This is a genomic window from Arthrobacter ginsengisoli, from assembly GCF_031456935.1.
Taxonomy (GTDB): domain Bacteria; phylum Actinomycetota; class Actinomycetes; order Actinomycetales; family Micrococcaceae; genus Arthrobacter; species Arthrobacter ginsengisoli.
In genome coordinates this window covers 33,832-48,424 of the sequence record NZ_JAVDVQ010000010.1, presented here as the reverse complement: position 1 = coordinate 48,424, position 14,593 = coordinate 33,832, and the positions used below count along the sequence as shown (strand labels likewise).

The window sequence follows — 14,593 nt, the reverse complement described above, 5'->3', positions numbered from 1 at the left end:
CGTCAGGAAGAACAAGATCTTGTGGCCCAGCTCACAATGATATAGCGTGTCGATATTCCAGTCAGCAGAACAATTCTGCTTTGCGGAACTTTTTCTTTTCACAAGTTCGCCCACTCGAAAGGACACACGCATGTCGGAAACAACATCACCGGCGATTAGCCCGGAGGTGCGCAGCAGCACCCGCGAACGCCGCCGAGTCGTCTTCGCTACTATGGCCGGGACCACCATCGAGTGGTACGACTTCTTCCTTTACGCAACTGCTGCCGGCCTCATCTTCACCAAGATCTACTTCGAGCCGGCCGGAGACACCATGGCACCGGTGCTGGCGTTTATGACTGTCGGAATCAGCTTCTTGTTCCGGCCACTTGGCGCCTTTCTGGCTGGACACTTTGGCGACCGCTACGGACGACGCGTCGTCCTGATGGTCACGCTTGTTCTCATGGGTGCCTCGACTGCCTTGATTGGCCTTCTGCCCACTTATGACTCCATCGGATTGGTGGCCCCCACGCTTTTGGTCTTCTTGCGAATACTCCAAGGAATCTCTGCGGGAGGCGAATGGGGCGGCGCGGCACTCCTGGCTGTTGAACACGCTCCCGCTAATCGGCGTGGCATTTACGGCGCGTCGCCCCAAGTCGGAGTTCCCCTGGGACTGTTGCTTTCTTCCGGGGTGCTGGCAATAATGACCTGGATCGCCCCGGGCAGCGCCTTCCTCGAGTGGGGCTGGCGAGTCCCGTTCATCCTGTCCGTGGTACTGATTCTTATCGGCTACTACATTCGTCGCAGCGTGGACGAAAGCCCTGTGTTCAGCGAACTGGCTGAACGCAAGAAAGAGGCCAACGCACCGATAATTCAGCTGTTCAAGAAGCATTGGCGTCTCGTGTTGCTGGCAGCTTTGATCCCCGCTGCAAGCCAGGCCGCGGGATACATGACCACCGGAGGCTACATCCAACGATATGCCACGGATCCTAAGGGCCCGGTCGGACTCCAATCAGGAGAGGTCCTGTGGGTCGTGACAGCCTCGGCCGTTTCGTGGCTCATCTTCACGATCATCGGCGGTCACCTCTCCGACAAACTTGGCCGGTGCAACACAATGGTGATCGGCTGGATTTTGCTTGCAGCAGCGCTACTCGCCCTCTTCCCACTCGTCAATATGGCCTCAGCGATGAGCCTATTTATTGGACTGACGCTTGTGACAGTAGGACTGGGAATTGTCATTGGCCCGTTGTCCGCTCACTACACAGAAATTTTCCCTGCCACGGTCCGTTTTTCCGGAGTTTCCATCGCCTATGCTCTGGGGGCCATCATCGGTGGCGCCTTTGCCCCAACGATCGCGCAGGCCCTGGTCCAGGCCACTGGGTCGACTGTAGCGGTGACGGTCTATCTCGAATCGATGGTTGCAGTGTCCCTGATCGCCACACTCCTGGTACGCGATCGCACCGGACTGCCCCTGGGCGTCGAAGCGGAGGACCCATCTGGCAGCTCCCTGAACAAAGTCAGGGCCTGAGATGGAGTCGCGACGTACCAGGAGTCTCCGACCTGAAGAGATGAGTCAAGACGAGAAAGAGTTATACGAACTCATCACTCAGGGCCCCAGAGCACAAGCACGGCAGCACTTCGCTCTCACAGACGGCCATGGACGTCTTACCGGTCCGTTCGGCGACTTCCTGTTATCGCCAAAAGTAGGCACCGCTCTTCAGGCTTTAGGCTCGACGCTGCGTTATCAGATTGATCTCTCGGACCGAGCGCGTGAGCTGGCAATCCTCACCGTCGCGGCACGTCTCCGATCCAACTTCGAACAAGAATCGCATGAGGCCATTGCTCAGGCATTAGGGTTCAACGAGGATGAACTTATTGCCATTCGGCGGGAAGACATGACACTGTTTGATCCGTATGAATCACAGGTAGGCCAAACAGTCACGGCACTGCTAAACGGTGACCTTGACGAAGCCCACTGGAAAGCCGCCAAGGAATCACTTGGAGCCCGCACGGTCTTCGAACTGATAGCGCTCGTCGGGTACTACTCAACCCTGGCATTGCAGCTTCGAGTGTTCCGTGCTGACTCTTGAGCTGAAACAGCAATCCACTGCGCGGGGCTGCTGCCTCCTAGAGCTATGACGCAGCAGCCCCGAGCTGATGCTCGTGCCCAATTACCCATATTCAAGTGGCGTGATCACCCTGGCGGTGTGAAGTGAGATGGACCCGTTTCCGAAACCACTCCAAACGGGGTCTGTTCGTCCGGTGGAAGCTTGTCGCGGGTGTAGGCGGCAACGGCCATGGGCGAGGTGAGCGGCTCAGACAGTACCGGCCGCTGCGGTCGTTCTTCGTACCTCAAATGCCGAGGGTTTCCTTGTGGTGGTCGCGACGGAGCATCCCTTGGATGAGGGTCGTACAACCGACGCCGCCAGATTCGTGGTCCTGAAAGGCCGCGTTCGCACGGCCCCCGAATCCGGCGGCGGTATGTTAATATCGTCGGCCAACCGCGCCGCGCACATCATGCAGCAATTGAGCTCGAAGTTCCGGTCGCACGATAACCGCAACCGGTTGTGGGCAGGAGGGGCGCTGGTCTCCAACACGGGACCTGGATGCAGAGGGTGGCGCAGGACTGGCTCGTCCTGACAGTCCTCACCAACCACTCCGGCACCGCCATGGGCAACACCACCGGACTGCAGTTCCTCCTGATGCTGCACCTTGGCCCCTACGCGGGAGTCCTCGCGGACCGCTTCCGGAAACGTATGACCCTGTTGTGGACGCAGGCAGCCATGGGCCTCTACGGGCTGGCGGTGGGACTTCTGGCGGTGACCGGATCGGCACAGCTCTGCCAGGTCTATGCAGCCGCGCTGTGCCTGGGACTGGCCAGTGCCATTGACGGGCCGGTCCGCCAGGCCTTCGTCTCGGAACTGGTGGGACAGGAACACGTTGCCAATGCCGTGTCCTTAAACTCCGCCTCGTTCAACACCGGCCGGCTCGCCGGACGCGCCATCGCTGGCGTGCTCATTGCCTGGGTCGGCACCGAACCAGTCTCCCTCCTCAACGCAGCCAGCTTCGCGGCAGTACTACTCTCATTGTGGCGGATCCGCACGTCCGAGCTGACTCCGGCCGTTGCGGCAACCCGAAGCAAGCACCAGATGGCCGATGGCCTGGGTTTGTGCGGCAGCGCCCGGATCTGGTCCTTATTCTTGTCATGGTGGGATCCTCAGCGCGTTCGGCATGAACTTTCCCACCATCTCGCCGTCGTTTTGGCTCTGCGCGGCGATCCTGGTTCCGGCAGGCTTGGCCTCCATCACCTCCCTCAACGCTGCAACACCAGCATCCAACTCTTCCGTGGACCAACAGTTCCGTGGCCGTGTGCTTGCCCTCTACCTCGCCTTCTTCCAGGGCGGGACCGCCTTCGGGGCGACGCTGATGTGATGGGTCGGAACGGAATTCGGCGTCCGCGGGGCCGTCGCCGTCGGCGGCACCGCCGTCTTGCTGACAGGCATCCTCTCCGTAATCGCAATCAGCCGGAATAGCCCGCTGACCTTCCGCACGCAGCTTAGGAGCGCGTTATCCAGCAAGACTGCAGCCCGCACCTCCTGACGGGATAGCGCATCCTCAGGTCTCAATAGTGGCGCCGCCCGGACTGTCTCCCCGCGCCTCTGAGGATTTTATTACGCCGATAACCGTGATTATGTAAGGTATTGATATATCACGATATATCGGTTGAGTATATTGGGCCGCCCTACCCCAGCGGCTCAGGCTGCCGGACGGTGAGCTGATCGTTCCGGTGGCCAAGGTATGGCTTAGCAAGCCTTTAGAAGCGCACTATTGCACTAATGTGATGCTTTGTGTACCGTAAACGTGGCGCGCCGCCCCGGGGCATTTCGGTAACGAATCGGAACAATACTTTGCCCCTAAGAAAAGCAGTAAACGCGAGCTCGCTGGTTCAGCGAGGCATTCAGACAAAGAGGTCATATTATGAAGAAGCGCTTTCCTCTAGCTGCCGCTGCGGTGGTTCCAAGCGCACTCAACGCGTGCCCAGTGCGAACTGTCTCCGTGAAAAACGGCCAAGAGCTCCTGGCCGGATTGAAGCTCCGCATGCAAGGTGTCACTCGATGAGTCTGGTCGACCTTTCAGAGCCGGATGTTACATCCAACTCTCCCGGTAAGTCCCGCGGTAGGATTTTCGCGCGGCGCCAACGGAGCCGCACTGCCTCCGTGCTCATCGTGGTGCTGCTCGCGATCATGGTGTTCTTTACGGTGATTCCTGTGCTCCTCGTCATCGGCATGAGTCTTGAGGGCGAGGGTGGTTTCACGCTCGAAAATTGGCAACGCACTTTCGCCCGTCCGGGATTTGGAGAGGCTCTCTGGAACACGTTCACGCTGTCCTTCGTCCGCCAGCTGATCGGAACGGTGCTGGGAATCGGTATCGCGTGGCTGTTGGCGCGAACAAACATTCCGGGTGCGCAGGTGCTGGAGTACGGTTTCTGGATTGCGGTCTTCCTACCCAGTCTCACGGTCACGTTGTCGTGGATTCTCGTCTTTGATCCGAAAACCGGGTTCGCTAACTCGTTCTGGACCGCCCTTGGACTCGGGGAAGGACCGTTCAACATTTACTCGTGGTGGGGCATCGTCTGGGTGCAGCTGCTCTCAAGCACATTGCCCATTAAGGTGATGCTGTTGACGCCCTTGCTCCGGAACCTCGACTCAACCTATGAGGAAGCATCCCGGTCCACGGGTGCATCCGACCTACGAACGATGTGGAAGATCACCGCCCGCCTCATAGCGCCTACAGTGCTCGTGACGGTGGTACTCGGCCTCATTCGTGGTCTCGAGGCCTTCGAAGTCGAGTTGATCCTGGGCCTGCCGGCGCGCATCGACGTTATCAGCACCATGCTCTATCGCACGGTACGCTCCAACCCGCCCGATTACGGCGGAGCAGCAGTGATTGCCGTCTTCGCCCTGCTCGTCATGATTCCGGTCGTTCTCATGCAGCGGTGGTACAGCGAGAAGAACAGCTTCGCGACGGTGAGCGGGAAGTTCCGTAGCGACATCCGGCCGCTCGGGAGAGCAAAATGGCCAGCGTTCGTGATCGTCTGCGCAATCGTGCTCACCATGACCGTTTTGCCGATCGCGATGCTTGTCATGGGAAGCTTCATGAAATTTTTCGGCTTCTTCGGAATCGCTGATCCTTGGACGCTTGACCACTGGACGAAGGTCGTCACGGGGCCGACGTTCGGCCCTGCATTCTTCAACTCCATGGTCATCTCGGTGGGCACTGCCATCCTGGCGATGGTGGTCTTCTCGGCAATCGCGTACCTGCTGGTTCGGCAGCGATTCCGCGGCCGCGCCGGTCTGGACTTTATGGTCTGGTTGCCGTCCCTGCTTCCAGGCGTAGTTCTCGGACTCGCCTACGTCGTGTTCTTCTTACGTGTACCATTCCTTCGGCCCCTGTACGGCACGCTCACGCTCCTGCTCGTCGTCACCGCGCTGGGGGTGATGACGCTCTCGGTGCAGATGCTCAAGGGCAGCATTACGCAGATCGGCACTGAGTTGGAGGAGGCGTCCAGCAGCGTTGGTGCTGGCTGGCTGTATACGTTCCGAAAGGTCGTGCTACCAATCGTGGGCCCATCGGTCATCGTCGTCGGTGTGCTGGCCTTCACTGCAGCGGCCCGGACTACCGGGTTGCTGGTGCTGCTCTCGACTGGGAAGAACCAGCCACTTTCTGTGCTGCAGTTGAGCCAGATGGCCGATGGCAATCTCTCCGGCGCCGCCGTCGTCGGCGTGTTCCTCCTACTGATGAGCGTAGGGGTGGCGGCCATTGCCCGCATGTTCGGTTACCAAGCGAAAGGAATGTGATGAGCGTCAACGCCATAAGCACTGAGGACGGCCGGAGCATCCCTGCTGCTGGCACGTCCGCGGCACTCCAGCGGGATACGGAAGCGGTCCTGACCGTGAGCGGACTCCGAAGGACTTACGGGGATACCGTAGTGGCCGTCGACGGCGTCGACTTTTCCATCCATCCTGGTGAAATCGTCACGCTACTGGGGCCAAGCGGGTGTGGGAAGAGCACCACCCTGCGCACAGTCATGGGCCTTGAACGAGCCAATGGCGGAACCATTACTTACCAGGGTCGCGTCGTCGAATCAGAGACGGTAAGTGTGCCGTCCAACAAGCGCGATATGGGAATGGTTTTCCAGAGCTATGCCGTGTGGCCGCATATGACGGTGGCAGAAAACGTCAGCTATCCGCTGCATCTGCGCAAATGGAAGAAACCCCGCATCGCTGAGGCCGTGGACGAAGTCCTCGCCCTCGTGGGGCTGGAAGACTTCCACGACCGTCCCTCAACCAAGCTAAGCGGTGGACAGCAGCAGCGTGTCGCCTTGGCACGAGCGCTCGTCTACCGCCCGGGACTGCTCCTCCTCGACGAGCCCTTCAGCAACCTCGATGCGCGTCTTCGCGACGAGATGCGTAGCGAGGTAAAGGCCATCCAGCGCGAGATTGGGATCGCTGTGCTCTTCGTTACCCATGACCAGCAGGAAGCATTGAGCATGTCGGACCGCATTGTCCTGATGCGTCAAGGACGTGTGCTCCAGTCCGCAGGGCCAGAAGAGCTCTACAACCACCCGTCAAGCCCTGCTGCCCGAGATTTCCTGGGGCAGACGCTCGTGTTCCGCGGCGAAGTTGTCGAGAAAACCGGCAATCGTACGAGTTGCCGCCTCACCGAAGCCGGCACCATCATCCACGGCATCGAGGAGGGTTCCGGGCGCCCTCTCAACATCGGTGACGCCTGCGAGATTTCCATCCGGCCAGAACAGGCGGCCGTCACACGCGAGCCAGCCGATCGCCTCAATGAACCGCTGGCCGTCAACCAAATCCGGGTAAAGGTCACCGCCGCACTTTTCCTCGGCGACCGGCGAGAACTCCAAATAGTCACCGCCCGTGGCCAAAAGGCCCGGGTGTTCGCACCGCTGGAGGAACGCCACGTCGAAGGCGACCGGATTGTTATCGAATTACCCGAAGTACACGTGAGAGTCTGGCCGGCCGATGCTACAAAGACGTCATCGGCCCCAAAGGCAACCATCACAAGAGAAGAGAGCTAAGCCATGAGAACCAAGATTTCCACAATCATAGGAGCCGCCGCCGGCCTAGCGCTCGTCCTTTCCGGGTGCGGCGGTGGATTGACCGCTAACCCCGGGGGGGCCTCAGCCGGTGACCCCCCCGCTGTGGGAGCCACGTGGGAGGAGATCGAAAAGCTCGCCGCTGAGGAAGGAACGCTCACGTTGAGCGTGATGTCGATCCCCGGATTCGCAGCATGGGCCGAGTACGCGAACAAGCAGCTCCCGACCATTGACCTCCAAGTCACGTCAATTTCCCCTGATTCGTTCGTGCCACGAGTTGTGACAGAACAGGACAACGGTGCCTACTTGTGGGATGCGATGGTGGGTCCGCTTACCAACACCTACGCCGGGCTCCACCCCGACAGGCTCGCACCGGCGGACGAAATCTTCGCAGACCTTCCGGCCGATTTGACTGCAGACGCTCGGTGGGCAGGAGGGTTCAGCCATTTTTCAGATCCCAACGATCACCGCTCCTTCATCAACGAATATCTCCTCGGCACGGCGATCTATGTCAATCGTGACGAAATCCCGGAAAAAGACATTAGCTCGCCGGCAGATCTTCTCGACGCGAAGTGGCGCGGGAAGATCTGTGTCAACGATCCCCGCATGCCCAACCAGGCGACGATGGGCCTGGCCTGGTTCCTCGAATCAGAGAAATACGGAGAAAAGTTCGTTACCGACCTGCTGAAAAACCAGAAAGTCCTGCTGACCGACAGCATCGCGACAACGTCGGAGTGGTTTGCCACCGGCCGGTGCTCAATCGCGATCGGCCCTGACGCACGCACGATCAACGAGCTCAAGAAGACTGGCGTGAAGATCGACTACGAAGTACTCGACGACTACGGTAACTACCTTCTGTCCTGGGGCACGAGCATTCTCAAGAACGCGCCTCACCCGAACGCGACCAGAGTGTTCCTGGCTTGGTTCCTGAGCGAAGACGGCCAAAAGAGTTACGTCGACATGGTGCGCGCTGACGCGACCACTCGTTTGCTTGGAGTCGAGCCCGGTCCCGCCGGCGCACCGACCGTCGACTTCGAGAATCTGGATAGCTATCCGGTGCGTGCTGGGACGTCGGCCGGAGCTGCCGCAGTGAAGCGGATGACCACGCTGGCTGAGAAACTGCTTAGCTAGCCTCTGGCTCCGGTCGCAGGCGAGGATCTCCGGACGTGGAGTGGAACCGTGAAAGGCTTTCCGCTTTCTCGTTAGGAGGTCCTCGCCATTCCTCGTCCCACGTGGTTACGGACTTTCCTGTGGGCCGACCCGCCCTGCCCCGCAAGTCCGATGCACATGTGCTCGGAGCAGCCTGGAAGTCTGCCCTAAGCGGCGTTTGTGTCGCACAAAACGTGAGTCATGCCGCACCTTCTGTGAGAAGGATAGTGATTATGCTCAAGCAGTTTCTGCCCGAAGTCCGTGACCGTGCAGTACGCATGAGCTTGGATCGGTTGTCCCAATATCCGTCTGTTTATACCGCTTGCAAGGCGCGGGCGCCGAAGCTCGGGGTCGGTCCTGAATCGCTGCGACGCTGGGTTGTCGGGGCTCAGGTCGATGCCGGTGAGAAGGCCAGATCGAGCAGTGACGAGCTGGAGGAGATCGACCGGCTCCGGGCTGAGGTGCGGGACGTGACGGCGTCCAACGAGATCCTCAAGCAGGCTTCGATTTTCTTCGCGAGGGAGATCGACCCTCGCCGCCGCTGATCTGTCGTTTCATCGACGAAATGCAGGCTGAGGGTTATGCGCTCGAGTCGATCTGTGCCGTCCTGCGGGGGCAGGGCGTGCAGGTCGCCGCACGAACCACCAGGCGTGGAATCGGGACTTCACCGCCCCGGCCCCGAACCAGATCTGGGTGACTGATTTCACCTACGTCCCGGTCTATTCCGGATTCGTCTACGTCGCCCTGGTCATCGACCCTGTACTCCCGGGCGATCGTCGGCTGGGAAATCTCCACCGTCACGGCAACGCGTTCGTCGACCACTGCCTGAGAATGGCCCTGTGGTGGTGCGAACACACTGGCCGACCGGCACCGGCGCGACTGATTCACCATTCAGATGCGCTGGAAGCCAGTACACCTCGATCCGATACACCGACACCCTGGCCCTGGAGGGACTGCAGCCGTCCGTGGCAGCGTGGGTGATGCTTATGACAATGCAGCCGCTGAGACCGTGATGGGGATGTTCAAGAACGAGGCCGTCGCGAAGGATTCACCGGTCCGCGCCGCCCTGTGCTGAAGACCGAAACGGACATGATGGAGATCGTCTTCGAATGGGTTCACTGGTACAACAACGAACGCTTGCATTCCGCCCTGGATCACCAGACGCCAGAGGAACAGAGCAAACATATTATGATCTACAAACCGGCCCGCTAGCCCGATGACGCCGCCAACAAACAGGCGGCATGATTCCCGGGACGATGCAGGATTCGACCTGGGTTGCCTCAAAGATCCGTTTTCATAAAACTGAGGACTCAGTGAGTCGCCGCCGTTTCCTTGGTTTTGGCATGTCGGAACGTCGGCTGTACCTGCTCCAGCAGTTGATGGCTGTGGTGCAGCAAGAACTCGTGCCTGTAGTAAATGCCAATCCAGGGGGATGCTGCGAGCTCGTCAATGTTGAATAGGTGTCGGGTATCCGGTGCTTCTTCCGTACAGTGGATCGGATTGATTAATTGTGATCGGAAAACCTTCAGAGCAGGACTATTGGCAGGAACTCGGCGTTTGAACATTGTCTTTCTCCTTTGCTGTTCACACTGCACGCTCAATGTGTTTGGGGTTAAAAGGCTTTGATGATGTCTTCGACGCGTACCTCCGTCAGTCCAATGATGGTGGCCTCAACATCTTCCAGGCGAGGGCGGCCAGGTCATCGGAGCTTCGGGCCGGGTCACTCGATGACGCCTCCAGGTGCAACCCGGCGACTGATCATGACGGCAAGTTGGAGCATCTCTGTCTGGCTCCTTTTGTGAGACTCGTCCCGCGATGAGTGCGCGAACGGTTCTTTTCCAGCGCCTCCGTAGGTGGCGGTGTCCGTGAGGGCCAGGCCGGATGACGTGGTGGTCATAGATCTGTCCTTCAGGTTGTTCAATGTCTTGGTCCTTTTGGAAGTGCTTTCAGTACGTCAAGAGGGAGTCTGGGATGGACTCCTCCCCCTGCAATGTCAAGATTCCTTTAACTGGATGTTGTCGGGCTGGTTTGTGTCTAGGACCCCGGCCTCGGCACTATCCTCCCCGACGGTACCGAAGTCCGCGGCCATCGCCTCAGCGAATACCGGGCTGAGCCGCGAACGGGTCGCCACCGCGATAAGCCACGCGACCATCGCGCTGATCAGCATCGTAATCCCCATCGTGACGCCCCCGACGCCGATGAGCGAGACCAGCGGTGGCACGAGGGCGCCGACAGTGAACTGGCACGCTCCGAGCAGTGCTGCGGCGGACCCAGCAATATGGCCGTATGGCGCAAGTCCCAGGGCGGTGATGTTGGAGTTCGATGCCCCCGTGGTCAGCGTGATCAGCAGCATCGTGCCGATCACCACCGGAAGTGGGGCAGCTAGCAAGGTCGCCCCGAGGAAGGCCGCGGCACCGACGCTCGACATCAATAGCAGCAGCCGAAGCAGTGTGTCCGGCGGCCATCGCCGGAGCAACAGCACATTCAACTGGTTACCGATCACCATGCTGAGCGCGGCTCCCGCGAACAGCACGGCGAACATCTGCGCGTTGAACCCGTAATCCCCATAGAACACGAACGGGCTCATGATCAGGAAGGTGAAGTACGTCGCCGACTGTACGATGCCCAGCGCAAGGAAGGTGCGGAAGAATGGAGCGCTGAGCAACCCCGTCAGCATTCGCACCCGACCGACCGCTCCGGCCCGGTGACGACGTTCGGGCGGCAGCGTCTCGCGCATGAACGCGAACGCGAGGACCGCGACCGACCCGCCGAGGACAGCCAGGGTAAAGAGCAGGCCCCGCCAGTCGGTGAAGAGGAGGATTTGTCCCGCGATCACCGGCGCGATGACGGGAGCGACTCCTGTGATCATCGCGAGCTGCGAGAATGCCCGCGCCGTTGCGCGCGCGTGGAAGACGTCGCGAACGATGGCGCGGGCGATGACCCACACCGACCCCCCGGTTGCGCCCTGCAGGAAGCGACCCACGATCAGGATCGTGATATCCGGTGCAAACGCGCATAGCAGCGTGGTCGCGACGTACAGCAGCAGGCCAACGGTCATAAGGACGCGGCGCCCATAGGCGTCACTCAGCGGTCCTGCCACCAGCAGGCCCACCGCGAGCCCGGCGAACCCGACAGAGAGCGCGAACTGCGCCGCGGCGAGGCTCGTGCCGAGGTCCGCGGCAATCTCCGGCAGTCCGGGCAGGATGAAGACATTCGTAAGGGGCGAGAGCGCGGTCATGGCGGCGAGGAGGGCGTACCCTCCACGCCCCAAACCGTGACTCTCGCCCCTCTGCCTACGAGCCATCGTCGTGCTCAGGCCACGAAGCGGTGTCATCAGGCCTGGTCAGCCTCATGCACTCGCGGGCGCCTTGACCGAGACCGGAAGTGACAGCGAGGCGCGGAACGGCCAGTGCTCGTTCGGGATCTCCTCGACTGGGATCGTCAGCTCGAACCCGCCGGTTCCAGTGATCAGCTCCTCGATCGCCACCGCAACCAAACCCTTAGCGATACCCTTCCCGGGGCAGCCGTGGACGCCGTGACTGAACGCGAGGTGCGGGTTGGGCGAGCGACCGATCTTAAAGGTCTCTGGGTCCTCGAACGCCTCGGGGTCCCGGTTCGCCGCCGGGAACACGAGCGCGACCGGGGAGCCGGCGGGGATCGTGCGCCCGCCGAACTCGAGATCGACGGTCGATGACCGGGCGAAACCGATCTGCGGCTGGTCCATCCGGAGAAACTCATCCACCGAAGTTTCGACGAGCTCGGGGTTAGCGCGGAGGGTCTGATGCAGGCCGTGGTCGGTGAGCAGACGACGGAAGATGTTACTCAAGGTGTGCGAGGTCGCGAGCCACACTACAACCAGCGGCTGGCGCTGCGCGCCCATGATCTTCTCCTCCTCGACCAGGATTCCGGCACCCTGTGCCTGCACCAGCGCCGTGGCCAAGTCCGTGGCCGGGTCGCGCGGGTTCTCCCGCCGATCGGCCAGCAGGTTCCAAGCGATTCCTTCGAGCTTCGCGCTTGCAGCCTGCATCTTCTCGGCCTCGCGCACCTGACCACCGATGACGTAATCGCGGATGATCAGGTCCATTTCGTCACCGGTGACCTCATCGATGTTGAAGATCGAGGTGATGGCGAAACCCATCAGCGGATCATCGAAGTCGGTCACGAGATCGCCCGAGCCGCGCTCGACCATCGCGGCAATAAGCTCCTTGGCGCGGTTCCGGACCTCTCCAACAACACGATCGCGCAGGTCGTCGTTGCCCAGCACCTTCTGGATCACGTCCTTATAGAGCGTGTGCTCCGGTTCATCCGAGTGCATGAGCGGGCGGGAGTTACCGGCAAGGCCAGCGGGGATGACATGCAGCACCGAGTTGATGAGCTCTCCATGGTTGCGCGCCGCCTGGACGACGTCAGCACGTCGGAACAGCGACCAGAAGCCGCCGAACTGTGAAGAATACGCCACAGGGTTATTCTCGCGCAGCTCCTTCAGCGCCTTGTGCTGGTCAGCCGTGAATTCCGGAGCCATCGGGTCGAACTCGGATTCGAGCGTTACTGTTTCTTGGATTGTCATCGGTATGCCTCCGCAGGCTTTTGTTGGGTGAGAAGGAACTTTCAAGATGGAGGATTGGGCCTCTGAGATCAGAGCACCCGGATGGCTCAGGAGCGTGTTCAGAGCGCCTTGCCCTTACGCTTCACGAACCCCTCGAGGTAGGTGCGAGAAGCACGGCAGCGCCGGCTGCGACTGTGGACGGTAGTCTTGTCATTTTCGACCTCTTTGTCTGCGTTCAGACAAACCAATCGCCGCCCAGCACCGGGCTAGAGTAAACCCGTCGCCATTCCTCGACGTAGCAGACCTACTCGAGGGTTCCCACGCTACCTGCGATTACCAAGTAGCGCAACAATGCGCTTCATGATAGCGCGGAGCAAAATATACTCGAGCTATTTAGACAACCGGACGATGACATTTTTGAGTCCGTTCGACTGCAATGATCGCTCCGGGACAGGGGTCGAAATCACCTCAGACTCCGGGAATCGGCTGAGTAGCTGCTGAAATAAGATCCAGATCTCCCGTCGAGCGAGAGCCGAACCCATGCAGAAGTGGGGACCGCCTCCACCAAAGCTCATGTGAGGGTTAGGATCACGCGTCACGTCAAAGGTAAACGGATCCTGAAAGAGTCGGGGATCGCGATTTACCGAGATGTACCAATACGCGACCTTATCTCCCACTTTCATCTGCACGCCCCGGAGTTCGGTGTCACGCTGAACGACCCGACTCATGTGCTTGATCGGGCTAGCCCACCTGACGACCTCGTCAGGCATGGTGGTCGCCCAGCCAACCGGATCCTCAAGGAAGATTCGGCGCTGCTCGGGGAACCTGGAGAATGCCAGCATCCCGTGCGCGATCGCTGCCTTCGTTGTTCCGCTTCCCGCACTGATCATCTGCGCGAAGTAGCCGGCAACTTCCTCATCCGATAAGTATTCGCCGTCGTCGCCGCGCGAGTTCGCTATGATCGACATTAGATCGTCCTCGGGGTGAGCCCGCTTATACGCAGCCAACTCCACCCCATACCGACGCAGGTCCAGGATGGCCGATTCGACGGCCTCTGGGCTGCTTGCAAGCTCAGGGTCGTGTTCAGCGCGACCAACATTCGCCAACTCAACGAGCCAAGAGCGATCTTTTTGCGAGACTCCCAGTAGATCTGAGACCATCTCCACAGGCAAGACCTGCGCAACCTCTTTCAGGAAATCGATTTCGTCTCCATCGCTGAAGCGATGAAGGATCTGCTGCACTTTTTCTTCAAGGAGACCTTCAAGCTTTCGCACCTGCCGAGGCATGAAGCCAGGGTTGACTCGACGACGGTTTGCAGTGTGCTCGGGCGGATCCAGTTCGATCAGCGCACCAGTACCTGTGCGCAGCCGGGATCCTGGATCGTGATAGACCTTTGCGCCGTACTTGCTCGAGAATGACTGCCAATTGCTGCTTGCCGCTGCGATATCCTCATAGTCAAGGAGAGACCAGAACCCTGCTCCTGCCTCAGAATGCTGATGCCAAGATATCGGGGACGCTTCTCGCAACTCCGCAAGCTTTTCATGGAAGTCTTCTTGGAGCCAGAAATCAGGGTCTCCGAGATTGACCTCACTGGTCGATTTTTTTCCGTCGACTGTCACGCTTTGATTCACAGCCATTCCTCTCCTTCGAGGTACGAGCACTTACTAGCATTTACGGCACTGCACATGCGACTTGAGCATATTGCATGTATGCGCTACTTGTCCATGGTTTAGTGCATGTGTGCACTACTTATTCCGGGGTTACAAATCGCCGGCTTCGCGAGGCACGCTGAGCACCAGCCG

Annotated in this window: 13 protein-coding genes and 1 pseudogene; 10 read left to right on the top strand and 4 right to left on the bottom strand. The window is 59.9% G+C overall.

The genetic code is table 11. From position 1 onward, the window contains the following. Window positions 1–130 precede the first annotated feature (130 nt). The 10 genes and pseudogenes from J2X01_RS12800 to J2X01_RS12760 all read left to right on the top strand — a co-directional run bounded on the left by J2X01_RS12800 (window position 131) and on the right by J2X01_RS12760 (window position 9,705). Window positions 131–1,504, top strand: coding sequence for an MFS transporter (locus J2X01_RS12800; RefSeq protein WP_310057754.1), 1,374 nt, complete (start codon window positions 131–133; stop codon window positions 1,502–1,504). Between the two features lie 40 nt (window positions 1,505–1,544). After that, a complete protein-coding gene (locus J2X01_RS12795) occupies window positions 1,545–2,066 on the top strand; it encodes a carboxymuconolactone decarboxylase family protein (RefSeq protein WP_310057752.1) in 522 nt (173 codons plus the stop codon). A 516-nt stretch (window positions 2,067–2,582) separates the two neighbouring features. Beyond that, a pseudogene (locus J2X01_RS12790) lies at window positions 2,583–3,116 on the top strand (MFS transporter); the annotation flags it as partial. A 91-nt stretch (window positions 3,117–3,207) separates the two neighbouring features. Further along, window positions 3,208–3,408: a hypothetical protein gene (locus tag J2X01_RS12785; RefSeq protein ID WP_310058088.1), complete on the top strand. Its 201-nt coding sequence runs from the start codon at window positions 3,208–3,210 to the stop codon at window positions 3,406–3,408. A 785-nt stretch (window positions 3,409–4,193) separates the two neighbouring features. After that, a complete protein-coding gene (locus J2X01_RS12780) occupies window positions 4,194–5,834 on the top strand; it encodes an ABC transporter permease (RefSeq protein ID WP_310057749.1) in 1,641 nt (546 codons plus the stop codon). Continuing rightward, window positions 5,834–7,078: an ABC transporter ATP-binding protein gene (locus tag J2X01_RS12775; protein WP_310057746.1), complete on the top strand. Its 1,245-nt coding sequence runs from the start codon at window positions 5,834–5,836 to the stop codon at window positions 7,076–7,078. The genes J2X01_RS12780 and J2X01_RS12775 overlap by 1 nt, the downstream gene beginning before the upstream one ends. Window positions 7,079–7,201: 123 nt before the next feature. Then, the gene (locus tag J2X01_RS12770; protein ID WP_310057743.1) at window positions 7,202–8,227 is read left to right on the top strand and encodes an ABC transporter substrate-binding protein; all 1,026 of its coding nucleotides are present in this window, start codon (window positions 7,202–7,204) and stop codon (window positions 8,225–8,227) included. Window positions 8,228–8,478: 251 nt separating this feature from the next. Next, window positions 8,479–8,790, top strand: a complete 312-nt coding sequence (locus tag J2X01_RS12765; protein WP_310057739.1) for a hypothetical protein — start codon at window positions 8,479–8,481, stop codon at window positions 8,788–8,790. Between the two features lie 523 nt (window positions 8,791–9,313). Beyond that, entirely contained in the window at window positions 9,314–9,457 is a 144-nt protein-coding gene (locus J2X01_RS22030) for an integrase core domain-containing protein (protein WP_374724971.1), read from the top strand. 29 nt (window positions 9,458–9,486) lie between these two features. Further along, window positions 9,487–9,705, top strand: coding sequence for a hypothetical protein (locus J2X01_RS12760; RefSeq protein ID WP_310057736.1), 219 nt, complete (start codon window positions 9,487–9,489; stop codon window positions 9,703–9,705). Between the two features lie 260 nt (window positions 9,706–9,965). Here J2X01_RS12760 and J2X01_RS12755 read toward each other — a convergent pair whose 3' ends face one another. The 4 genes from J2X01_RS12755 to J2X01_RS12740 form a co-directional block, all read right to left on the bottom strand. After that, on the bottom strand, window positions 9,966–10,142 hold the full coding sequence (locus J2X01_RS12755) for a hypothetical protein (protein ID WP_310057733.1): 177 nt from the start codon (window positions 10,140–10,142) through the stop codon (window positions 9,966–9,968). A gap of 96 nt (window positions 10,143–10,238) precedes the next feature. Then, the gene (locus J2X01_RS12750; RefSeq protein WP_310057731.1) at window positions 10,239–11,483 is read right to left on the bottom strand and encodes a multidrug effflux MFS transporter; all 1,245 of its coding nucleotides are present in this window, start codon (window positions 11,481–11,483) and stop codon (window positions 10,239–10,241) included. 111 nt (window positions 11,484–11,594) lie between these two features. Beyond that, window positions 11,595–12,812 carry a cytochrome P450 gene (locus J2X01_RS12745; RefSeq protein WP_310057728.1) on the bottom strand — a complete coding sequence of 406 codons (1,218 nt, stop codon included), beginning with the start codon at window positions 12,810–12,812 and terminating at the stop codon, window positions 11,595–11,597. Window positions 12,813–13,180: 368 nt separating this feature from the next. Continuing rightward, window positions 13,181–14,428: a cytochrome P450 gene (locus tag J2X01_RS12740; RefSeq protein ID WP_310057725.1), complete on the bottom strand. Its 1,248-nt coding sequence runs from the start codon at window positions 14,426–14,428 to the stop codon at window positions 13,181–13,183. Window positions 14,429–14,593 lie beyond the last annotated feature (165 nt).